A 21,061-nucleotide genomic window follows, 5' to 3' on the forward strand; every position below is an offset into this window, starting at 1 on the left:
CAAAAACCCGCCTTTTGGGCGGGTTCTTTAAATAGTGGTGCCCGGACTCGGAATCGAACCAAGGACACGGGGATTTTCAATCCCCTGCTCTACCGACTGAGCTATCCGGGCAACGAGGCGCATTAAACCGTAATCACGTACAATCGTCAACCTTATTTCGGGAATCGCTGTTCAACTGCTTAAGTTTGCGGCAATCTGTCGGTTTACGCGTCGATTTTGCACAAATCTTCCAGACAGAAAGGTCATCTCGGGCAATGCTGACAGCCAAAAAGGGGGCGCGACGGTGAAAGACTGGCTTGAGCTGCGACAGCATGCAGATACGGGAATAGAAACGATCAAGGCGCACTTTGAAGGGCATGCCTTTGATCCTCACTGGCACGACAGTTATTTGGTTGGCATCACCCTCAGCGGTACCCAGCAGTTTCATTGCCGTCGTGAACGTCATCGTAGCCATCCGGGTGATGCGTTTCTGCTTGAGCCGGGTGAGATCCACGACGGTGATGCCCCTGTTGCGGGCGGCTTCACCTATCTGACGTTCTATCTTGATGAGCGCTGGTTGGCCCAGACCCTGCATGGCCTGTATGACTCGACACCCGGCAGCTATTCGCTGCATTTCACGCAGACCCTGACCCGCGAACCGCAGCTGGTACGGACCATTGGCGACACCTTTGCGACGCTGCACACTGACGAGATGAAGATCGTCCAGCAAAGCACGATGGATAATCTGCTCTCTCAACTGACCTCCCATTGCCACTGGCGCAGAAAATTGCCCTCACAGTTGCAGAGCGCGGCGGTGGCGCACCGGGCGCGGGACTATCTCTATGCCCACCTGGGCGACAATATTGGCCTCTCCGATCTGGCCCGGGAGACGGGCACCGATCGCTTCACGCTTACCCGCTGCTTTAAGCGTGAGTTTCATCTTGCTCCCCATGCCTGGCTGATTCAGCTGCGGCTGGCAAAAGCGCGGCAGTTTCTGGCCCGCGGGGATCAGCCCGTCGATGTAGCGGCAGCGCTGGGCTTTGCCGATCAAAGCCATCTCGGGCGCTGGTTCCAGCGCGCCTATCGCATTACGCCAGCCCACTACCGGAGGTTGTGCACAAACCTTCCAGACGTTTCCAGAAAATAACGGCAATGTCAGGGCTCTTATAAAAAGGAGCTACCTGTGAATATGTTGCCGTTTCTGTTGTTTGCTTTTGTCGCCTCGATAACCCCAGGCCCCACCAATATCCTGATTCTGACCAACAGCCAGCATTACGGCGTGAAGGCGACCCTGCCTGCGCTGGTGAGTGCCTGCGCGGCAGCCAGCGCCATTGTGCTGATTTCGGGAGCCGGAGCGGGCGAGATGCTGCGGCAGTATCCGCTGGTGCGCCAGGTAATGAGCTGGGCCGGGGTATTGTGGTTAAGCTGGATGAGCTGGCAGCTTTTTTGCGCGCCTGCGGCCAATTTATCCGGGGATAACTATACCCGCTTCACCGCGCGTGCCGCGGCGCTATTGCAGATTATCAATCCCAAAACCTGGATGATGGCGCTGGCGGTTGTCAGCCTGTTTGCACCGGCGGGAGAGGGGGCATTGCGGGAGATCGCGCTGATGGCGCTCTGGTTTTTACTGATTTCGGTGGCCTGCCTGCTGGGCTGGGCATGGCTGGGGCAGGCGGTAAACAGGCTGTTTCGCACCCCTGCCGCCATGGTGCGTTTTCAGCGCCTGATGGCGCTCTGTCTCTTCATTTCCGCCTGGGCGGGGATGCTGGCTTAAGTCAGCGCCCCACCTTTACGACATTGCGCGAAATGCAGAATATCTTCCGCCAGCCGCTGGGCAGTATCGACATCGGCCTGGCTTCGATTCACCAGCATCCGGCTAAGACAGCCTTCTATGATCAGATCCATCTGCTTCGCCACCATCGCCGGGTCGTCCACTTCAAGGGTGGTCAGCAATTCATGCGTAAAGTCATGAGAGGCGCGTTTTTGCTGATCGGCCAGTTGATGGATCGGATGGTCGGGATCCGGGTAAAAGGTGCAGGCGGCAATAAACAGGCAGCCCGGATAGCGGTGATTACGCACGCATTCGGTGAGCGCGGAATAGCGCGCCATGAGTTTTTGCTCCGCCGAGAGCTCGGTGTTAAGCATCAGTTGCCTGCGCCAGGTATCCACCTGCTGGCTCAGGTAGCGCAGGGCATCGTACAGCAGCGCCTCTTTATCGGGCCAGAAACGACGTAGTTCATCCAGAGGATAATTAACACGTTCAGCAACCATCTCCAGCGAGGTGCTGGCTATCCCTTGTATTTCAAGCAACTGCAGGGTTGCGCCCAGAACATCTTCACGTTGCACGGTTTATTCCTCCGTCTACTTTCGTACTTTCCCGCTTAAAGTGTCGTTTACGGTTGGCGATTGCGCAAATGCGCACTGAACGCGGCGGCATTCATAAAGCCCGTTACCCGTTGAGCAGGCTGCTCTTCACCCTGAGCGTTGAAAAACAGGATGGTGGGCAGACCGAGTACATTCAGCGCCTTCAGCAGGGCTTTGTCCTCTGGACCGTTTGCTGTGACGTTAGCCTGCAAAAGAACGGTATCGTTCAGAGCATTTTGCACCTGTGGGTCGCTGAAAGTGTATTTTTCAAACTCCTTGCAGGCGACGCACCAGTCGGCGTAGAGGTCGAGCATCACCGGTTTACCTTGCGCCTGAGCCAGCGCGCGATGTAAGTCATCGACGTTCTTAACCGGCATAAAATTCAGGTGGGCCTGGCTTTGCGCGGCCGGTGCGCCAAATGCCCAGTCCTGTAGCGGACGCACGCTGACCAGCGCGGCGGCCAGCAGCAGAATTTGCACAATGCGGATCCACGGCTTGCGGGCACTGAGGCTGCTGATAAAGGCCCAGCTAAAGAAGGTCACGCCCAGCATCGCCCACAGACGCAGGCCCCAGACATCACCGAGCACGCGCTCGAGCAGGAAGACCGGCAGCGCCAGGATGACAAAGCCAAACGCGGTTTTGACCGTCTCCATCCACGGGCCGCTTTTCGGCAGCAGACGGTTACCGAACACCGTCACCAGAATCAGCGGCAGACCCATTCCCAGGGCATAGAGATAGAGCGTGCCACCGCCGAGCCACATATTGCCGCTCTGGGCGATGTAGAGCAGGATCGCGCTGAGTGGCGCTGTGGTGCAGGGCGAGCAGATCAGCCCGGCGATAGCGCCCATGGCAAACACGCCCCCCACGGAGCCGCCCTGCTGACGGTTGCTCATCAGCGTTAAGCGGGTTTGCAGGGAGGAAGGCAACTGCAGGCTGAAGAGACCAAACATCGACAGCGCCAGAAGGACAAAGATGTTCGACAGTCCGATCAGCACCCATGGATGCTGGAGCGCCGCCTGAAACTGCAGCCCAGCCGCCGCGACGATCAGACCGAGAGCGGTATAGGTGAGCGCCATCCCCTGCACATAGACAAACGCCAGCAACAGCGCGCGGGCGGTAGAGAGGCGCTGCTTACCGCCGAGCACGATGCCGGAGATGAGCGGGTACATGGGCAGCACACACGGCGTAAAGGCGATGCCAATGCCGATCAGCAAGGCCCAGAGGGCGGAGAAGGGCAGTTCACTGCCGGTTTTTTCTGGGGCCGTTTCCCTCTTCTCAGGAGAGACGGGAAGAGGTGCAGCAGCCGCTTTAACTTCGCTCAGCGGCACCACTTTCGTCTCTGGCGGATAGCATAGCCCGGCGTCGGCACAGCCCTGATAAGTGACCGTCAGGGTGGCGCCTTTAGCGGCCTGATCCACCGTCACGGGAACTGACAGCTGGCCCCGGTAGATTTCGCTTTTGCCGTAGAATTCATCTTCGTGGGCGACGCCCGCAGGCAGCTGGAGTTTGCCGACCTGCGCCTGAGCGGGCGTGATGCTGATCTGCTTGCGATAGAGGTAATAGCCCTCCTTCACATTCCAGTTGAGATTTAGTTCATGCTGGTTTTGCTGAAAATCGAAGATGAAAGCCTGATCGGCAGGGGTGAAGTTCGAGCGGCCGGGTGCATCAAACAACCCGGCAAAGACGGATGTGCTGCACAGCAGCAGGATTAGCGTAAGGAAGCGTTGAGCCATGAGAGATAGTCGTTATCGCCGTGGAGCACTGGCAGCACCAGCAGCTCCGGAGTCTGGTAAGGGTGATGCAATTTGAGGCAGTCGAGGAGCGCTTGCTGTTTCGCCACGCTCGATTTGAGCAGCATCTGCACTTCATACTCCTGTTCCAGTTTGCCTTCCCAGTAGTAAAGGGAGGTGGCGCCGGGGAGGATGGTCACGCAGGCGGCGAGCTTATCTGCCAGGACTTTGGCAGCCAAATCCTGAGCGGTAGCTTCATCGGGGGCGGTACAGAGTACAACAACAGTGTCAGGCGTGTTCACAGGTCGACCTCGTTATCGCAAAAAAATCACTATACCACGACGGGACGCTGCTCATTAATGAATCGGGCCGCTAAGCGGCCCGACTTTAACTCTTTTTACAACCAAAAAGGATTTACAGCACAATCCCGCCGATGATGAAGCCGAGGATCACGCACAGGGTAATGGCGATCACACCCGGGATCAGGAAGGCGTGGTTAAACACATATTTACCAATACGGGTAGAACCGGTGTCATCCATCTCGACCGCGGCCAGCAGGGTCGGATAGGTTGGTAGCACAAACAGCGCGGAGACGGCAGCAAAAGAGGCAATGGCGGTGAGTGGTGAGACGCCCAGCATCAGTGCCGCAGGCATCAGCGCCTTGGTGGTGGCTGCCTGAGAGTAGAGCAGGGTCGCGGCAAAGAACAGCACCACCGCCAGCAACCACGGATAGTTATGCAGCAGGTCGCCCGCCACGGTCTGGATATCGGTGATGTGCGCTTTTACAAAGGTATCGCCCAGCCAGGCCACGCCCAGCACACACACGCAGGCGCTCATACCGGATTTGAAGGTGCTGGCGTTGAGCACTTCGCTGGTGTCGATTTTACAGGTAATGCTAATCAGCGTGGCGATGGTCAGCATAAACACCACGATCGCTTCGTTACGCGGCAGGACCGGGTTCTTGATCAACCCAACGGTATCGCTGATGGCAGTGGCGTAGAACATCACCGCGACAATGCCGATCAGGAACAGCAGTACGGAGCGTTTAGCGTGTGGCTTCAGGATAAACGCCTGGCTGCCGCGCAGCTTCACTTCGCCTTTTGCCAGACGCTCCTGATAGACCGGATCGTCTTTCAGCTCGGCACCGAGGAAGTTACAGAACACCGCGGTGATCATCACGGCAATCAGGGTCACCGGAATACAGATCGCCAGCAGCGTCAGGTAGCTCACGCCCAGCGGCTCAAGGATACCGGCAAAGAACACCACTGCCGCCGAGATGGGCGAGGCGGTGATGGCAATCTGCGATGCGACAACGGCGATAGAGAGCGGACGGGAGGGGCGGATGCCCTGCTCTTTCGCCACTTCGGTGATCACCGGCAGGGTGGAGAATGCGGTATGGCCGGTACCGGCCAGAATGGTCATAAACCAGGTAACCAGCGGAGCAAGGAAGGTAATGTATTTTGGATGACGGCGCAGCATACGCTCCGCCAGACTCACCAGATAGTCCATACCGCCTGCAACCTGCATGGCTGCGATAGCGGCGATAACCGCCATGATGATTTCAATAACGTCAAACGGGATAGCACCTGGTTTAATCTGGAGAAAGAGAGTGAGGACAAGCACGCCGAGACCTCCGGCGAAACCGATGCCGATCCCCCCGAGTCTTGCGCCTAAGTATATCGCCAACAGGACGATGACGAGTTCTGCTCCAAACATAAGTTCCTACCTTGCTTATTAACAAGTTGATATTAAATTGTTGTGTTTTGGTAACGCCTAAAAACAAAAAAGGCACGTCAATTGACGTGCCTTCATGAAGTTTAACCTGAACTGTTATTGTTCACTTTCATCCGTATATCTTTTTGCTTTATAGGCCGGGTGCATTAAGTTTTGCGCGGAGAAGATATCATCCAGCTCGGCTTCTGTCAGCAAGCCACGCTCAAGTACGACCTCTCGTACGCTCTTACCGGTTTCCGCACAGATCTTACCGACGATGTCGCCGTTGTGATGACCGATGAACGGGTTGAGGTAAGTGACGATCCCGATGGAGTTATAGACGTAGCTTTCACATACTGCTTTGTTGGCGGTGATGCCGTTGATGCATTTTTCCAGCAGGTTGTAGCAGGCGTTGGTCAGGATATGAATGGATTCAAACATCGCCTGGCCAATCACGGGTTCCATCACGTTCAGTTGCAGCTGACCCGCCTCGGAAGCCATGGTAACGGTAATGTCGTTGCCGATGACCTTGAAGCACACCTGGTTAACCACCTCTGGCACCACCGGGTTCACTTTGGCTGGCATGATGGAGGAGCCCGCCTGCAATTCCGGCAGGTTGATTTCGTTCAGACCGGCACGTGGCCCGGAAGAGAGCAGGCGCAGGTCATTACAGATCTTGGAGAGTTTCACCGCCAGGCGTTTCAGCGCACTGTGCACCATCACATAGGCGCCGCAGTCGGAGGTGGCTTCAATCAGGTCTTCTGCTGGCACCACCGCCAGGTTGGAGACTTCGGCCAGCTTCTGCACCGCCAGCTGCTGATAGCCGTCCGGGGTATTCAGACGCGTACCAATCGCCGTTGCACCCAGGTTCACCTCAAGCAGCAGCTCAGAGGTGCGCATCAGGTTTTTGGTCTCTTCATTCAGCAGCACGTTAAATGCGTGGAACTCCTGACCGAGAGTCATTGGCACTGCATCCTGCAGCTGGGTACGACCCATTTTCAGGATGTCCTGGAATTCGACGGCCTTGTTCTGGAAACCTTCGCCCAGCTGGTTAATGGCATCAACCAGCTTCACGATGGAAGCGTATACGGCGATACGGAAACCGGTCGGATAGGCGTCGTTGGTAGACTGGCATTTATTGACGTGATCGTTCGGGTTCAGGTACTGGTACTCACCTTTCTGGTGGCCCATCAGCTCGAGGCCGATGTTTGCCAGTACCTCATTGGTATTCATGTTCACTGACGTGCCCGCGCCGCCCTGATAGACGTCTACCGGGAATTGATCCATGCACTTGCCGTTGTTCAGCACTTCATCGCAGGCGGCGATGATGGTATTGGCGATGCTTTTTGGAATGGTTTGCAGCTCTTTGTTTGCCATAGCTGCCGCTTTCTTCACCATCACCATGCCACGCACAAACTCAGGGATGTCGCTGATTTTGCTGTTGCTGATGTAGAAGTTTTCAATCGCTCTCAGAGTGTGAATACCATAATAGGCATCCGCTGGAACTTCCCTGGTACCCAACAAATCTTCTTCGATACGAATGTTGTTTAACATGTGAACCTTCTTTTCAAGCTGCCGATTGATGTACTAAACACACAGTACATATGTGGTTATGTCTATTTTCTGACCGACGATTATCCCCTGAATCGACCAGATACCTGGAATGATATGCTGATGATAGCGAATTGCCGTAACCTGGATCACTTATTATGGACCCGGCGACATGATATTTATCAATCTGTGAAATGAATCACCGCTTTAATATTTCCAGAAAAAATATCCGTGCAAACCGATTGAATTTTGACTAAACGCCTCCATTTCTGACAGACGCGAATCGCAAATTGTTACCGACAGGGGCCATAACGGCGTCTGCCACACAGGAGAAGCCAGTGCGCTGGATACCGTTAGTTGCAATCTTTCTTTATGTTTATATAGAGATTTCTATTTTTATTCAGGTCGCCCACGTGTTTGGCGTCCTGCTGACCCTGATTCTGGTCATTTTTACATCGGTGATTGGCATGTCACTGGTGCGCAACCAGGGTTTCAAAAATTTCCTGTTAATGCAGCAGAAGATGGCCGCCGGGGAGAGTCCGGCAGCGGAGATGGTCAAAAGCGTATCGCTGATTATTGGTGGGATCCTGCTGATTATTCCCGGCTTTTTCACCGACTTCCTTGGCCTGTTGCTGCTCGTTCCGCCAGTGCAAAAGCTCCTGACGCTGAAGCTGATGCCGCATCTGCGTTTTAACCGCATGCCGGGTGGTGGATTCAGCGCCGGAACGGGCGGTGGGGAGACCTTTGACGGGGAGTACCAGCGCAAGGATGACCAGCGCGACCGTCTGGATCATAAAGACGACCGTTGATGTCAGTTGCCCGGCGGCGCTGCGCTTGCACGGGCCTACGAAACCGTAGGCCGGATAAGCGAAGCGCCATCCGGCGTTTACACAACGCTCCGCTTCGGTAAAAAGACCCACAACCCCACCAGCATCACAATGGCGTAGAGACTCTTCCATCCCACCATCGCCAGCAGCAGTAAGCAGAGTATCCCACCGATTATCGCCAGCGCTTTATAGCGTCCTTTCAGCAGGCGACATCCCGCCAGCATGCATAACAGATAGATCATGATGAATATGCCGTTGGCATAGACGATAAGCGCGTCGAGGTTGATATCCAGCCAGTAGATTGCCAGCGTGCTTATCACACAGCAGCCCAGCACCGCGTTCAGGGCGTTGAGCGGTAGCTGGCGTCTGGACAGGCGGGCGAGGGGGCTTTCGGGTTTGTACAGCGCCTGGGACCACACCAGCCGGGCAAAGCTCTGGATGTAGATATTCAGGCTGGCGAAGCAGGCGAGGTAACCGATCACGCAGGCAACCCACAGCGCTTTCACGCCAAATAGCTGGACCACGATGGCGGGAAGTGAGGCCGCCGCAGCCATATCGGCACCATAGGCAGTGAAATGAAGCACCAGCACCGTACAGGCCCAGTAGACCGTACCTGCCAGCAGCAGCCCTATCATCAGCGCCCGCGGGAAATCACGTTCCGGCTGTTTAAACTCGGAGGCCAGATGCGCAAAGGCTTCAAGTCCGACAAAACACCAGAACATAACGGAAAGGGCGGCGAAAAGCTGCGAATGATCGAGATCGGTTAAGGCAGGAAAGGGGATCTGTGTCACCTGAAGATCTCCTGCCCACCAGATAGCGGCAATCAGCGCCACAATCAGCACCGCCACCAGGGTTTGCAGATTGGCGCTGGAACTGGCGCCGCGTGAACCGACCCACCAGACGATGGCCAACGTACCCAGTTCAGCCAGCAAGAGCTGCGCGTCATGCCAGCCAAACAGCGCCTGGCCAAACCCCGTCGCAATATGCAAGGCGGCAGGCAAACCCACGGGGATAACAGAGAGAAACAGCCAGCCGGTGACGCGCTCCAGACGCGGGCCAAATGCCATACCGACAAAGTGCGCCACGCCACCGGCGCTCGGGAAGTGTCGCCCGAGAAGGGCAAATACAATCGCTACCGGGAAGACCAGTACAATAAGCACCGGCCAGGCCCACAGACTGTTATCACCCGCCACCAGGGCCGCCAGCGCCGGTACGGCAAACACCCCCGTACCTAATAAAGAGGTTGAAAGTAAGCCAACACCCTGCGCGAGTCCCAGCTCCTGTTTGAGTCCACTCATTCCATTGTCCTGCCGCCATCAAAAGGGAGGCGATGGTAACACTTTCACAAATTTTTTTTCGACTACCCCTTGAAGGGGTAAAACCCCATCCCCATCTCTCAGGGCACTAGCCGGAAAACCGCTTACGGCCCGGCGTCACCCATAACTGATAATGACTTTCTCAAAGGAGAGCTATCAATGAGTATTCGTCCGTTACATGATCGTGTGATCGTCAAACGTAAAGAAGTTGAAACCAAATCTGCGGGCGGCATCGTTCTGACCGGTTCTGCAGCAGCAAAATCAACGCGTGGCGAAATCATCGCTGTCGGTAAAGGTCGCATTCTGGAAAACGGAAATGTGCAGCCGCTGGACGTTAAAGTTGGTGACATCGTCATTTTCAACGATGGCTACGGTGTGAAATCCGAGAAGATCGACAATGAAGAAGTGCTGATCATGTCCGAAAGCGACATTCTGGCAATTGTTGAAGCGTAATCCGCGAACGACACTGAACATACGAATTTAAGGGAAAGATTAAAATGGCAGCTAAAGACGTAAAATTCGGTAACGACGCTCGTGTGAAAATGCTGCGCGGCGTAAACGTACTGGCAGACGCAGTTAAAGTGACCTTGGGCCCGAAAGGCCGTAACGTGGTTCTGGATAAATCCTTCGGCGCGCCAACCATCACCAAAGATGGTGTTTCCGTAGCGCGTGAGATCGAGCTGGAAGACAAGTTCGAAAACATGGGTGCCCAGATGGTGAAAGAAGTTGCCTCTAAAGCGAACGACGCTGCAGGCGACGGCACCACCACCGCAACTGTACTGGCGCAGGCTATCATCACTGAAGGTCTGAAAGCCGTTGCTGCGGGTATGAACCCGATGGATCTGAAACGTGGTATCGACAAAGCTGTCGCGTCCGCTGTTGAAGAACTGAAAGCGCTGTCCGTACCGTGCTCTGACTCTAAAGCTATTGCTCAGGTTGGTACGATCTCCGCTAACTCCGACGAAACCGTAGGTAAACTGATCGCTGAAGCGATGGATAAAGTCGGTAAAGAAGGCGTGATCACCGTTGAAGACGGTACCGGTCTGGAAGACGAACTGGACGTGGTTGAAGGTATGCAGTTCGACCGCGGTTACTTGTCACCATACTTCATCAACAAGCCAGAAACTGGCGCTGTTGAGCTGGAAAGCCCGTTCATCCTGCTGGCTGACAAGAAAATCTCCAACATCCGCGAAATGCTGCCAGTGCTGGAAGCCGTTGCGAAAGCAGGCAAGCCGCTGGTTATCATCGCTGAAGACGTTGAAGGCGAAGCGCTGGCGACCCTGGTGGTCAACACCATGCGTGGCATCGTGAAAGTGGCTGCGGTTAAAGCACCTGGCTTCGGCGATCGTCGTAAAGCGATGCTGCAGGATATCGCAACCCTGACTGGCGGTACCGTCATCTCTGAAGAGATCGGTATGGAGCTGGAAAAAGCGACGCTGGAAGACCTGGGTCAGGCGAAACGCGTTGTTATCAACAAAGACACCACCACCATCATCGATGGCGTGGGTGAAGAAGATGCCATCCAGGGCCGTGTTGCTCAGATCCGTAAGCAGATCGAAGAAGCGACCTCTGACTACGACCGTGAAAAACTGCAGGAGCGCGTTGCTAAACTGGCAGGCGGCGTAGCCGTTATCAAAGTCGGTGCCGCTACCGAAGTTGAGATGAAAGAGAAGAAAGCCCGCGTTGACGATGCCCTGCACGCGACCCGTGCTGCGGTAGAAGAAGGCGTGGTTGCCGGTGGTGGTGTTGCTCTGGTTCGCGTTGCAGCGAAACTGGCTGGCCTGACCGCTCAGAACGAAGATCAGAACGTGGGTATCAAAGTTGCGCTGCGCGCAATGGAAGCACCACTGCGTCAGATCGTTTCCAACGCCGGTGAAGAGCCGTCTGTTGTGGCGAACATGGTGAAAGCGGGCGAAGGTAACTACGGTTACAACGCCGCTACCGAAGAGTACGGCAACATGATCGACTTCGGTATCCTGGACCCAACTAAAGTGACCCGTTCTGCTCTGCAGTACGCGGCCTCTGTTGCTGGCCTGATGATCACCACCGAGTGCATGGTCACTGACCTGCCAAAAGGCGATGCGCCTGATTTAGGTGCTGCTGGTGGTATGGGCGGCATGGGTGGTATGGGCGGCATGATGTAATCATGTTGTTCTGCACCTCGCAGAAATGAATAAACCCCCGGTCAGAAATGATCGGGGGTTTTTCTTTTGGTTATCTTTTAGGTATAAGGTTTAGACACGGGCAGCACGTGCCCAGCTTATTGAAAACGAGGAATAACATGCGCGTTAAAGTGGGTGCAGGGATCGTAGCGGCAGCGTTGCTGCTGGCGGGGTGTAGTTCCGGTAACGAACTCTCTTCTGGTGGGCAGAGCGTTCGCTTTGTAGAAGATAAGCCGGGCAGTGAATGTCAGCTGATCGGTACCGCAACCGGTAAACAAAGTAACTGGCTTTCTGGGCAGCATGGCGAAGAGGGCGGTTCAATGCGCGGCGCGGCAAACGCTCTGCGTAATCATGCAGCGGAGATGGGCGGGAACGTGATTTATGGCGTGAGCAGCCCAACCCAGGGCTTGCTGTCGAGTTTTGTCCCGACCGCCAGCGAAATGCAGGGCCAGGTTTATAAGTGCCCGAACTGATTCAACGTCGGATTATCCCTCTCCATCGGGAGAGGGATAATCCGTACAAGCCGTTAATGGAACCTGTTTTTCAGCCCGACGCAACTTACTGAGACAGTGTTCCCTGCGTCTCAAGACAGAAGTTCTGAAGCGCTTTAAGGCAGTTTACTTTCGCCAGGGTTTTTTCAGGCTGTGATGGAATAATTCTGCTAAAGGTCTGACACAGGGTATATTTCCCCTGAATCTCTTTAATCGACGGGGTTAAAAAGGCCACTCGCTGAATAATATTGTCAGCTTCCGGCGTGTTCGGCTGAGCATTAGATTTAATTACCGTGCCGGCAAGAATTTTCTTTCCGTTTTCGGTATTAAAGCAATACAAGACCGCCAGATGATGCGCAAAAAGGCTCTCTTTCCACGGCTCGTGCTTAATCTCGAGATAGCGCAAATTATCGACATTCGCTAAGTCAACGTTATAAAGCAGAATGAAATCCAGAATCGATCCCATCATCTGGAACGCTTCTTTATCATTAGAGGCTTCAATCGCTTTGACGATCGCCATCATAATAAATTCAGCCTCTAAGTCCCCAATATCGAGAGTAACAACATGCTGGTTATTGAGTGACATAATCAGCGTGAATCCTTCATCGGCAAATTTGGGTGCCATAGACATGACCAGTTTGCCGGTATCGGGTTGCATAACCTCTTGCGCAGTAATTTGAGGGATATTTTTAGTCAACGATTCAATAGTAGTCATCAACCCTGCTTTGTAACTCTCCCCTCGTTCTTTTATGCGCTGAGAAACCTTATACATACGGTTATTAAGAATGATAAGGAAATCAACGAGGGTAGACATTTGCATGAAGAGTATATGCTCGTTGTCAGTGTTATCCCTTACCTTTAAGGTCATAACGGACAGGCGTTCACCCTGTTTGATTGGTACAGTATTTATGCCTTTGATTTCCATTTTGGCGTTTTCCCTTTGAGTGATTAAACGGACTGGAAGGTCGTTTTATGGGTAGATAAATCGATAACCCGATCTGCAGAGGCAATCGTTGAAGGACGATGTGCAACAATCACGCGTGTAATGCTTAGATTCGAGATCGCCTGGTTAATGTATGATTCATTATCAAGGTCGAGGTGACTTGTCGCCTCATCCATAAATAAGATACTTGGCTTGCGGTAAAGCGCCCGGGCAATCAGTATGCGTTGCTTCTGCCCACCAGAAATTCCTAATCCTAACTCACCGATTATCGTTTCATAGCCCATCGGCATTTTCATGATTTCATTGTGAATGTTGCTGTTACGGGCGCATTGCTCAATAAAAGCTTGATCTGCATTGTCTTCAAAGCAGCTGATGTTTTCAGCTATAGAGCCAGAAAACAGGCGATCCTCCTGCAACACGCAGGATGTACTCAGGCGATAGTTATTCAGGCCAATCTTGTTAATATCGAGATTGTTAGCCAGGACATCACCCGTTGTCGGCGCAAGAAGACCGCACATAACTTTCAGTAAAGTCGTTTTGCCTACACCTGATGGGCCCACTAAAGCGACTGACTCCCCGGGGGAGATGGTGAGATCCAACTGGGAAAATATAGGTTGTGAAAAAGGATCGTACTGATAGCTGAGATTTTTAATCTCAAGTTTCACGCCTGTGTTTTCTTCAAATACGCGGCGGGTGGGCATCTCCGCTTCCGGCTCGCTAAAGGCAATTTCTGACAGTCGCTCGTTATGCAAAGATAACATGCGAACCTGCATAAAGAGATCGACGAGGCTTGAGGCTCGCTGAGAGAATTGGCCGCGATAGGCGTTAAACGCCATAAACATACCGAGGGTCATATTATTATCGATGACCATCAATGCGCCCAGCCATAAAATGACCACCTGATCGATGGTCGATATGAACGTATTAATGCCGCTAAACATCATGTCAAACCGGGTCTGCTTAATGCCAGCGTTACAGGCATCGACGTTGATATTAAGCCAGTATTTAGAGCGTCTCTCTCTTAAATTAAGCGCTTTGATTGTAGAGATGCCGTACAGGGATTCCATGAAATGGGAACTTGAACGCGCCCCTTTAATGACCTGTTCTTCAGAAACACGGCGATAAAAACGATAAGTGCCTAAACGCATAATGGCATAGCAGGCTGTAAAACCTACCACCACCCATACCAACCAGCCACCATATAGCGTCAGCATGATGAGCAGCCCGATAGTCATGATTGAATCAATAACCCCGGTGACGATACTGTTCGTAAAGGTCGAACGAATCACATCCAGCGAGGAGAATCGAGACTGGATATCCCCCAAATGCCGCTTTTCAAAAAATGAGAGCGGCAGGCTGGTAAGGTGATCAAACAGCGTCGTTTTCCACTGGATATTGGTTAAGGTGTTTAGCGTGAGCGACGTCCACGCGCGCAACATGCTAATGAAGGTACGAAATAACGTAAAGGATACCAGTCCAATACAAATGACGGATAATAAGCTCTGGTCATGCGCCATAATCACATGGTCGGTAACCAGTTGTGTACCGACTGGTAATAAAAGACCGATAGCTTCAATAACTACAGAAAAGGCAAACAGCTTAAGTAAGGTGCTTTTGAGACCAACAATATTTCTCATCAAATCCAGCAAGCGTAATTGCGTTTTCGCTTTTTCTTGCCGGAAAGAGTGATCGGGCCACAGTTCGAGGGCCACGCCGGTGAAATAGTTGGACATCTCCTGCATGCCGATGACGCGTTTGCCCAGCGCGGGATCGTGAACAACGAAACTCGATTTTTTTACTTGCGTCAAAACGACAAAGTGATTCATTCCCCAGTGGAGAATACAGGGTAACTTCAGTTGCCGAATTTCATCCAGATCGAGGGAAAGCGCACGGTTTTTCAGACCTGCACGTTCCGCTGTGTGGCTTAAGGATAGCAGCGTCGTGCCCTGGCTCGGGCTGCCGAAGCGCTGGCGAAAATTAAACAAATCGATATTCAGGCCATAAAAACCGGCTACCATTGCCAGGCATGCGATACCGCATTCTGACGCTTCTGCCTGCAAAATAACGGGGGTTTTATTTCGCAAAGAAAAGTTCAGCTGTTCTGTAATCGTTTTAAATAGGGCCTTAGTCATTGATTGGTCCACTTACGCTCTGGGCAATTTTATAAAATGGAGTAAACATCCACATGTAAAGCGGACGCTCTTCAAGGAAAACAATCGCCTGTGCTTTTAAGCCATTGGACAATTCAAGTTTCTTTCCGTTGTAGATGAAGCTCGTATGTTTTATTTTTACTATTGCTTTATAAAGCGCGAACTCCTGTTGATTGGCCCCTGTTGTAACGTTAGTGTACTCAGCCATTTCCTGCCGAGAAGCGGGTACAGAGGAGATAGACATAATTTCTCCCGGAAACTGACCAAACTTATCGGAAGGAAATGCGTCATAGCGAATATTAACCGTATCCCCGGGTTTGACGTAGGGGATACTGTTATTAGGCAACCAGAGTATTAAATAATACTCGATATTTCCGGTGGGTTTAATTTGTGCAAGGCTGCTGCCTTTATCAACCATCTGACCCACCGTTACGGCTACGGATTCAATCTTGCCTGCTGCTGTGGCTTTGATAACCGCATTACCGTTGGCGTTTGATTCCACGGCTTGATTTTTGAAATCATTTATCTGGTTTTTTTGACTGGAGATCTGATTATCAAAATCGGCAGCTTTAATCACAATATCACTTTTTAATTGAGTGAGTTGCGATTCGAGATGCATTTTCTGGCTAATAAGGGACTGATAGGTACCCTGTTGCTGGAAATAGAGAGAGTGCTGGTAATTATATTGATCTTTGGTAATCAGCCCTTGCTTAAGATAGGAGTCATAGCTGGACAGGTTATCCTTCATCTTTTTCAGGCCTGTGCTAGCGTTGGCAAGCATCACTTTCGTCTCTTTGAGCGAGCTCTCATATTGCTTAACCTGGGTATCAAGGGCTTCGAGCGTCTCTTTTTTATTAATTAAGGTCTTATTGATAATCTCTTCGGCATTAAGGATTTTTTCTGAGATGGCGGCATTCATCGCATCGGTTACATTGCCAATAACCGTCGTACGTGAAACATCCAGTTCGTAAAGCGGTGTGCCTTTAACGACAATGTCTCCGGCTTCCACATGCTTTTTAACGACAAATCCTTGTTGGGGAGCGTAAACGTTTATTGAGTGAGGATGCGTAATCACTTCTCCGCGGACGTCAATACGCTGGGTATAGCTGCAAAAAGTGAGCGTTGAGATCAGTATGACTAAAAATGCAAAGGCCAGCAGGCTTATAAGCCATGCAGGCATTCCTGCCAACAATAATGCTTTTCCTTTCCAGTGATTTTTCTTATATTCAATCGCTTCCTTGCGATACAAACTATTTCCCATGTATTTTCACTTGTTATTAGCGTGGACGGTCCCGGCAGAGGATTCTGCATGATGTTAAACAAAAGTAAAGTGAAATTGAATACAATAGTTTATAAGAAAACATACAGATAATCTTCTGTATTTTCTGTTATAATAACAAGAATTATTCGTAGTATTTATATTTAACTAATCTACTAACATTAATATTTATCTATATTACAACGGGCATAGCTCAAAAATTAAAATCGAAATTGCCTGCTTCCTGTGAAACAGGCAATTTAATTAATGCTGCTTTAATCCCAGATCCAGCGGCGTCTTGCTCGGTTCACCGCCAATCTCACGCGCCAGTTTAGGCACCATATAACCTGACACCAGGGTAAGCAATTCACGCATTATGGCGCGCGCTTCCTCATCATCGACCATAAAGTGCGCAGCACCCTGCACTTTATCCAGCACATGGATGTAATAGGGCATCACCCCGGCATCAAACAGAGCATTACTCAGATCGGCTAACGTCGCAGCACTGTTATTCACGCCACGCAGCAGAACGCTTTGATTGAGTAATGTCACGCCTGCCCGACGCAACCTCGACATGGCATCCCGAAACGCATCGTCAATCTCGTTGGCATGGTTGATATGGTTCACTAACAGGATCTGGAGTGAAGAACGCCCCAGCCGGTGAGTCAGCTCATCGGTAATACGTGCCGGGATAACAATCGGTAAACGACTATGAATGCGTAGCCGTTTAATGTGCGGGATCGCTTCCAGTTGTGTAATTAACCAGTCCAGCTCGTGATCCTTCGCCATCAAAGGGTCGCCGCCGGAGAAGATGATCTCATCCAGTTCCGGATGAGAGGCGATGTAATCAAGCGCCGTCTGCCAGTTACGCTTGTTCCCCTGGTTATCGGCATAGGGGAAGTGGCGACGGAAACAGTACCGGCAATTTACCGCGCAACCGCCCTTAACCAGCAACAGTGCGCGATTACGGTACTTGTGCAGCAAACCGGGCACCACGCTGTTCTGCTCTTCAAGGGGATCGGTGCTAAAACCGGGGGCGGTGATAAACTCATCCTGCGCAGTAAGCACCTGTTTTAAGAGCGGATCGTCAGGGTTGCCTTTTTCCATGCGTGCAACAAAAGCGCGGGGAACACGCAGCGCAAACAGGCGCTTCGCTTCCCGTCCGGCAAGGAGTTTTTCGTCAGCGTCTACATTTAAAAGACGTAGCAGTTCATCAGGACTGGTGATTACATCGGCAAGTTGCAATAACCAATCTTCTCTGGATGGGGTGTTTAGGGTTACAATATGCGCCATTTTGTGGCTTAGCTACCAGTTAACAATTTCAGAGGGCCTTATGGCGACTTACTATAGCAACGATTTTCGTGCCGGTCTTAAAATCATGATGGATGGCGAACCGTACGCGGTTGAAGCCAGTGAATTCGTGAAACCAGGTAAAGGCCAGGCATTCGCACGCGTTAAGCTGCGCCGCCTGCTGACCGGTACCCGTATCGAGAAAACCTTCAAATCCACCGACTCTGCTGAAGGTGCAGACGTTGTTGATATGAACCTCACCTACCTGTACAACGACGGTGAATTCTATCACTTCATGAACAACTCTACTTTCGAACAGCTCTCTGCTGATGAGAAAGCTGTCGGTGACAGCGCTAAATGGCTGCTGGATCAGGCGGAGTGCATCGTGACCCTGTGGAACGGCCAGCCTATCGCTGTGACCCCACCAAACTTCGTTGAGCTGGAAATCGTTGAAACCGATCCAGGTCTGAAGGGTGACACCGCAGGTACCGGCGGCAAGCCAGCTAAGCTGTCTACCGGCGCTGTGGTTAAAGTTCCACTGTTCGTCCAGACTGGCGAAGTGATCAAAGTTGACACTCGCTCTGGTGAATACGTTTCTCGCGTGAAGTAATTCATTCCGGGATGCAGGGCGCAGCGGTCTGCTGCGCCTTACCATTCTAAAGAAGGGTCATGGAAGATGTCGCGTACACTCAAAATTATCCTGATGACAATGATTGTCAGCGCTCTGCTTTCCGGCTGCAACACCGCTCGTGGTGTCGGGGAAGATATCAGAAGCCTGGGTAATGCTATTTCGCACGCCGCCTCCTGATACTTTCTACTTTTCCTAAAAATTCTTCCTTTTCCGTCACTCGCCGGGATCCTGGCTATGCTTATGTAGCTGTACAAAATAACTTTGCCTAAAAAAGGAAGACATTATGCTTAAGAAAACATGTGTAGCGATCTTTTCTGTCCTGGTGCTTTCATCTGTATTAACCGCCTGTAATACCACTCGCGGCGTCGGTGAGGATATCTCCTCTGGCGGCAACGCGATTTCTGGTGCGGCAACTAAAGCACAGAACTAAAGCACAGGCGTAATTTTGGGCGGTACGGTGCTGAATATCGAATCGCCGTACCCTCAGTTTACCGCTCAGGGCAGTGACAGAAACGGCGAGTACCGGGTATCCATGTGCAACTTCATGCGAATATTGCGCTTGTAGGTATAAACCGTTTTTCCATGAATCCTCAGTTTGCTGGCAATGATGTGGTTGCTGGCGCCATCCATCCACAACATCAACACCTTCTCCTCCTGGCGCGTCAATAATGGCGTCGCGGCAGGCCCTGGCCCACTGACTTCCTGTGCGGCTAATGCGGCGTTAATCGTCTGGGCCAGTACGTCCAGCGGGGCCGTTTTAGACAACGACGCCCACAAAGGAAAGGTATCCATAAAGGCTGACATTTCAGGGTGTTCATCGGAATGAAGCGAAATGAAAGGCACAGTTTTACTGGCGTTTATCACCGAAGAGAGCTGCTGGATATGCTGAATGTCTGACGTAAACCCTTGAAAATCGGCGATAACCAGCGTCGGCTTCCACTGCAGGATATGCTCTCTGGCAAGAAAGAGATTGTTAAGGCCCGTCACCAGCACGGGTGAAGGAAATAGCCCTGAATGATTGATCCACATTTCCAGGCCCTTACGGGTATAATGACACCGGTCAATCAAGAGAATTTTGAACATTTTATTTCGCAATCGGCAAAGTATAGTCGCTTCCTGCTATCAGGAAGTGCCCCATCATAAAGAAGTCGGATGAGTAATAAATGACTGAATTTCGCTGCGAATTGCGTCTATTTCCTGGCTTTAATGTCTCAACTATTGAATAAAACAAACGAGTTGAAAAAAGAATTCAAGCTCTTCACAATAGGAAATTCTTATCCCTTACAGGACGACCTGTAAGCGTTTCTTTCATCGGGGACGGCCCCAGACTGTTATTTAAGTTAAGGAGCCTGAAATGTCCTGGATCATCCTTTTTATTGCCGGTTTACTCGAAGTCGTATGGGCCATCGGCCTGAAATATACCCACGGCTTTACGCGTCTCACCCCCAGCGTGATTACCGTCTCCGCCATGATTGTGAGCATCGTGCTGCTCTCCTGGGCGATGCGTTCGCTGCCTGTGGGAACGGCTTATGCCGTATGGACGGGGATCGGTGCGGTAGGGGCGGCCATTACTGGGATTTTACTGCTGGGCGAGTCTGCGAGCCTGGCGCGTATTGCCAGTCTCGCATTGATTGTTGCCGGTATTATCGGGCTGAAGCTCAGCACCCATTAATGGGTCTGCTCAACCCAGATAAGCTTACTGACATCAAATCCCTGACGCGTTGCGGAATCCAGTAACGCTTGTTTCATCTCATCTGAAATCGTCGGTGTGCGGGAGAGGATCCACAGATAGTCGCGATCTGGCCCGCACACCAGCGCATGCCGGTAATCTTTATCCAGCGCAATCACGTTATAGCCGCCATAAAAAGGACCTATGAAGGAGACTTTCAGCGCTGCGGTATCAGACGCGCCGGTAAAGTACGCCTTGCCCGTCACCTTCTGCCACATGCCGCGTGCAGGATTGTAGCCCCGGTTGATCACCTGGATGCCCCCGTCTTGCATCAGGCTGTAATTCGCCGTCACTTTTTCCAGTCCACGTTCAAAACGGTGGTCAAAGCGGGCAATTTCATGCCAGGTACCAAGGAATCGCTGGACTTCAAAAGGACGAACAACCGTCACGCCCCGGGGTGGGGTAGGGGAGCTACAGGCAACAACCAGAAACGCAACGGTAACTGCGGCGATGACAGGCAGGATGCGCATAAGAATATCCTTACAGGATTTTTGTTAAGTGTAGAACCTGTCAGGAATTTTGCTCTCCCACCGGCAGGCGGGAGAGCGGGGGAGAGATCACATAAAGACCACGGCAACCAGCGTGACGACGCTCAGAATAGCCGCCAGACCGTAGAACACCCATTTACCGTTAGGCACGTGGATCTTCAGGTCATGCATGGCGTGATGGATACGGTGCAAACCGCACCACAGCGGCAGAACAATCATCAGGAAGATGAATACCCGACCAATAAAGCTGTGGGCAAAGGCCAGCACCCGCTCGTAGCTCAGCGCATCGCCAGGATAGAGCCCCAGCGGCAGCATAATGCCCACCAGCAGAATAATGACCGGCGCGATAATGGCGCACCACATGCCGCCTGCCCCAAAAAGACCCCAGAAGACGGGTTCATCAGAGCGTTTTGGATTTGGATTAATCACAGTGGTCTCC

23 protein-coding genes and 1 tRNA gene are annotated in these 21,061 nt (G+C 52.1%); 10 read left to right on the top strand and 14 right to left on the bottom strand.

All coding sequences use genetic code 11. The features are described from left to right. Window positions 1–35: 35 nt before the first annotated feature. A tRNA-Phe gene (locus tag FHC51_RS07190) sits at window positions 36–111 on the bottom strand. A 172-nt stretch (window positions 112–283) separates the two neighbouring features. On the opposite strand from FHC51_RS07190, the gene FHC51_RS07195 reads away from it, so the two are divergent. Both FHC51_RS07195 and FHC51_RS07200 read left to right on the top strand, forming a co-directional pair. Next, the gene (locus FHC51_RS07195; protein ID WP_220435195.1) at window positions 284–1,126 is read left to right on the top strand and encodes an AraC family transcriptional regulator; all 843 of its coding nucleotides are present in this window, start codon (window positions 284–286) and stop codon (window positions 1,124–1,126) included. Window positions 1,127–1,162: 36 nt separating this feature from the next. Then, complete coding sequence (locus FHC51_RS07200) at window positions 1,163–1,753, top strand: LysE family translocator (RefSeq protein ID WP_220435196.1); 591 nt, start codon at window positions 1,163–1,165, stop codon at window positions 1,751–1,753. Here FHC51_RS07200 and FHC51_RS07205 read toward each other — a convergent pair. The 5 genes from FHC51_RS07205 to aspA all read right to left on the bottom strand — a co-directional run bounded on the left by FHC51_RS07205 (window position 1,750) and on the right by aspA (window position 7,340). Continuing rightward, window positions 1,750–2,325 carry a transcriptional regulator gene (locus FHC51_RS07205; protein ID WP_103822969.1) on the bottom strand — a complete coding sequence of 192 codons (576 nt, stop codon included), beginning with the start codon at window positions 2,323–2,325 and terminating at the stop codon, window positions 1,750–1,752. The genes FHC51_RS07200 and FHC51_RS07205 overlap by 4 nt on opposite strands. 47 nt (window positions 2,326–2,372) lie before the next feature. After that, a complete protein-coding gene (locus tag FHC51_RS07210) occupies window positions 2,373–4,076 on the bottom strand; it encodes a protein-disulfide reductase DsbD (protein WP_220435197.1) in 1,704 nt (567 codons plus the stop codon). After that, window positions 4,052–4,375, bottom strand: coding sequence for a divalent cation tolerance protein CutA (cutA, locus tag FHC51_RS07215; RefSeq protein WP_103822971.1), 324 nt, complete (start codon window positions 4,373–4,375; stop codon window positions 4,052–4,054). Before cutA ends, FHC51_RS07210 begins: the two co-directional genes overlap by 25 nt. A 112-nt stretch (window positions 4,376–4,487) precedes the next feature. Beyond that, window positions 4,488–5,789 (bottom strand): anaerobic C4-dicarboxylate transporter, encoded by a 1,302-nt coding sequence (locus FHC51_RS07220; RefSeq protein WP_103791334.1) that lies wholly within the window; start codon window positions 5,787–5,789, stop codon window positions 4,488–4,490. A 114-nt stretch (window positions 5,790–5,903) separates the two neighbouring features. Beyond that, on the bottom strand, window positions 5,904–7,340 hold the full coding sequence (aspA, locus tag FHC51_RS07225) for an aspartate ammonia-lyase (RefSeq protein ID WP_103822972.1): 1,437 nt from the start codon (window positions 7,338–7,340) through the stop codon (window positions 5,904–5,906). A 335-nt stretch (window positions 7,341–7,675) separates the two neighbouring features. Between aspA and FHC51_RS07230 the strand changes: the two genes are divergently transcribed. Further along, entirely contained in the window at window positions 7,676–8,146 is a 471-nt protein-coding gene (locus tag FHC51_RS07230; protein WP_220435198.1) for an FxsA family protein, read from the top strand. A 77-nt stretch (window positions 8,147–8,223) separates the two neighbouring features. Here the strand turns inward: FHC51_RS07230 and yjeH are convergent, their stop codons facing one another. After that, window positions 8,224–9,462: an L-methionine/branched-chain amino acid transporter gene (yjeH, locus tag FHC51_RS07235; RefSeq protein WP_220435199.1), complete on the bottom strand. Its 1,239-nt coding sequence runs from the start codon at window positions 9,460–9,462 to the stop codon at window positions 8,224–8,226. A gap of 177 nt (window positions 9,463–9,639) precedes the next feature. Here yjeH and FHC51_RS07240 point away from each other — a divergent pair, with 177 nt between their 5' ends. The 3 genes from FHC51_RS07240 to FHC51_RS07250 all read left to right on the top strand — a co-directional run bounded on the left by FHC51_RS07240 (window position 9,640) and on the right by FHC51_RS07250 (window position 12,115). Next, complete coding sequence (locus tag FHC51_RS07240) at window positions 9,640–9,933, top strand: co-chaperone GroES (protein WP_032616151.1); 294 nt, start codon at window positions 9,640–9,642, stop codon at window positions 9,931–9,933. A 44-nt stretch (window positions 9,934–9,977) separates the two neighbouring features. Next, entirely contained in the window at window positions 9,978–11,624 is a 1,647-nt protein-coding gene (gene groL / locus FHC51_RS07245) for a chaperonin GroEL (RefSeq protein ID WP_103822975.1), read from the top strand. A gap of 137 nt (window positions 11,625–11,761) precedes the next feature. Next, window positions 11,762–12,115 carry a DUF4156 domain-containing protein gene (locus tag FHC51_RS07250; RefSeq protein WP_220435200.1) on the top strand — a complete coding sequence of 118 codons (354 nt, stop codon included), beginning with the start codon at window positions 11,762–11,764 and terminating at the stop codon, window positions 12,113–12,115. 85 nt (window positions 12,116–12,200) lie between these two features. On the opposite strand, the gene yjeJ is transcribed toward FHC51_RS07250, so the two are convergent. From yjeJ to epmB, 4 genes are all read right to left on the bottom strand, one after another. Further along, window positions 12,201–13,058 carry a YjeJ family protein gene (gene yjeJ / locus FHC51_RS07255; RefSeq protein ID WP_220435201.1) on the bottom strand — a complete coding sequence of 286 codons (858 nt, stop codon included), beginning with the start codon at window positions 13,056–13,058 and terminating at the stop codon, window positions 12,201–12,203. Window positions 13,059–13,081: 23 nt separating this feature from the next. Further along, window positions 13,082–15,208 carry a peptidase domain-containing ABC transporter gene (locus tag FHC51_RS07260; protein WP_220435202.1) on the bottom strand — a complete coding sequence of 709 codons (2,127 nt, stop codon included), beginning with the start codon at window positions 15,206–15,208 and terminating at the stop codon, window positions 13,082–13,084. Beyond that, window positions 15,201–16,487, bottom strand: a complete 1,287-nt coding sequence (locus FHC51_RS07265; RefSeq protein WP_220435203.1) for an HlyD family secretion protein — start codon at window positions 16,485–16,487, stop codon at window positions 15,201–15,203. Before FHC51_RS07265 ends, FHC51_RS07260 begins: the two co-directional genes overlap by 8 nt. Window positions 16,488–16,748: 261 nt before the next feature. Then, window positions 16,749–17,777 carry an EF-P beta-lysylation protein EpmB gene (epmB, locus tag FHC51_RS07270; RefSeq protein WP_114316099.1) on the bottom strand — a complete coding sequence of 343 codons (1,029 nt, stop codon included), beginning with the start codon at window positions 17,775–17,777 and terminating at the stop codon, window positions 16,749–16,751. Window positions 17,778–17,817: 40 nt separating this feature from the next. Here epmB and efp point away from each other — a divergent pair, with 40 nt between their 5' ends. The 3 genes from efp (at window position 17,818) to ecnB (ending at window position 18,835) form a co-directional block, all read left to right on the top strand. Next, complete coding sequence (efp, locus tag FHC51_RS07275; RefSeq protein WP_103822981.1) at window positions 17,818–18,384, top strand: elongation factor P; 567 nt, start codon at window positions 17,818–17,820, stop codon at window positions 18,382–18,384. A gap of 93 nt (window positions 18,385–18,477) precedes the next feature. Next, window positions 18,478–18,582, top strand: coding sequence for an entericidin A/B family lipoprotein (locus FHC51_RS07280; RefSeq protein ID WP_371414038.1), 105 nt, complete (start codon window positions 18,478–18,480; stop codon window positions 18,580–18,582). A gap of 106 nt (window positions 18,583–18,688) precedes the next feature. Continuing rightward, the gene (ecnB, locus tag FHC51_RS07285) at window positions 18,689–18,835 is read left to right on the top strand and encodes a lipoprotein toxin entericidin B (RefSeq protein ID WP_114316097.1); all 147 of its coding nucleotides are present in this window, start codon (window positions 18,689–18,691) and stop codon (window positions 18,833–18,835) included. Window positions 18,836–18,900: 65 nt separating this feature from the next. Here ecnB and FHC51_RS07290 read toward each other — a convergent pair whose 3' ends face one another. Continuing rightward, window positions 18,901–19,488: a LuxR C-terminal-related transcriptional regulator gene (locus FHC51_RS07290; RefSeq protein WP_103822983.1), complete on the bottom strand. Its 588-nt coding sequence runs from the start codon at window positions 19,486–19,488 to the stop codon at window positions 18,901–18,903. 271 nt (window positions 19,489–19,759) lie between these two features. On the opposite strand from FHC51_RS07290, the gene sugE reads away from it, so the two are divergent. Beyond that, a complete protein-coding gene (gene sugE, locus FHC51_RS07295) occupies window positions 19,760–20,077 on the top strand; it encodes a quaternary ammonium compound efflux SMR transporter SugE (RefSeq protein WP_014882209.1) in 318 nt (105 codons plus the stop codon). Here sugE and FHC51_RS07300 read toward each other — a convergent pair. After that, complete coding sequence (locus tag FHC51_RS07300) at window positions 20,074–20,604, bottom strand: lipocalin family protein (RefSeq protein ID WP_220435204.1); 531 nt, start codon at window positions 20,602–20,604, stop codon at window positions 20,074–20,076. The genes sugE and FHC51_RS07300 overlap by 4 nt on opposite strands. An 87-nt stretch (window positions 20,605–20,691) precedes the next feature. Beyond that, window positions 20,692–21,051 carry a fumarate reductase subunit FrdD gene (gene frdD / locus FHC51_RS07305; protein ID WP_039028426.1) on the bottom strand — a complete coding sequence of 120 codons (360 nt, stop codon included), beginning with the start codon at window positions 21,049–21,051 and terminating at the stop codon, window positions 20,692–20,694. Window positions 21,052–21,061 lie beyond the last annotated feature (10 nt).

Source organism: Leclercia sp. EC_58 (assembly GCF_019584355.1).
GTDB lineage: Bacteria > Pseudomonadota > Gammaproteobacteria > Enterobacterales > Enterobacteriaceae > Enterobacter.

Bases quoted from the DNA above. Each gene is read 5' to 3' on its own strand.
- FHC51_RS07210 (WP_220435197.1), bottom strand. From the start codon at position 4,076: ATGGCTCAACGCTTCCTTACGCTAATCCTGCTGCTGTGCAGCACATCC.
- FHC51_RS07220 (WP_103791334.1), bottom strand. From the start codon at position 5,789: ATGTTTGGAGCAGAACTCGTCATCGTCCTGTTGGCGATATACTTAGGC.
- aspA (WP_103822972.1), bottom strand. From the start codon at position 7,340: ATGTTAAACAACATTCGTATCGAAGAAGATTTGTTGGGTACCAGGGAA.
- yjeH (WP_220435199.1), bottom strand. From the start codon at position 9,462: ATGAGTGGACTCAAACAGGAGCTGGGACTCGCGCAGGGTGTTGGCTTA.
- FHC51_RS07240 (WP_032616151.1), top strand. From the start codon at position 9,640: ATGAGTATTCGTCCGTTACATGATCGTGTGATCGTCAAACGTAAAGAA.
- groL (WP_103822975.1), top strand. From the start codon at position 9,978: ATGGCAGCTAAAGACGTAAAATTCGGTAACGACGCTCGTGTGAAAATG.
- FHC51_RS07250 (WP_220435200.1), top strand. From the start codon at position 11,762: ATGCGCGTTAAAGTGGGTGCAGGGATCGTAGCGGCAGCGTTGCTGCTG.
- yjeJ (WP_220435201.1), bottom strand. From the start codon at position 13,058: ATGGAAATCAAAGGCATAAATACTGTACCAATCAAACAGGGTGAACGC.
- FHC51_RS07260 (WP_220435202.1), bottom strand. From the start codon at position 15,208: ATGACTAAGGCCCTATTTAAAACGATTACAGAACAGCTGAACTTTTCT.
- FHC51_RS07265 (WP_220435203.1), bottom strand. From the start codon at position 16,487: ATGGGAAATAGTTTGTATCGCAAGGAAGCGATTGAATATAAGAAAAAT.
- epmB (WP_114316099.1), bottom strand. From the start codon at position 17,777: ATGGCGCATATTGTAACCCTAAACACCCCATCCAGAGAAGATTGGTTA.
- efp (WP_103822981.1), top strand. From the start codon at position 17,818: ATGGCGACTTACTATAGCAACGATTTTCGTGCCGGTCTTAAAATCATG.
- FHC51_RS07280 (WP_371414038.1), top strand. From the start codon at position 18,478: ATGACAATGATTGTCAGCGCTCTGCTTTCCGGCTGCAACACCGCTCGT.
- ecnB (WP_114316097.1), top strand. From the start codon at position 18,689: ATGCTTAAGAAAACATGTGTAGCGATCTTTTCTGTCCTGGTGCTTTCA.
- FHC51_RS07290 (WP_103822983.1), bottom strand. From the start codon at position 19,488: ATGTTCAAAATTCTCTTGATTGACCGGTGTCATTATACCCGTAAGGGC.
- sugE (WP_014882209.1), top strand. From the start codon at position 19,760: ATGTCCTGGATCATCCTTTTTATTGCCGGTTTACTCGAAGTCGTATGG.
- FHC51_RS07300 (WP_220435204.1), bottom strand. From the start codon at position 20,604: ATGCGCATCCTGCCTGTCATCGCCGCAGTTACCGTTGCGTTTCTGGTT.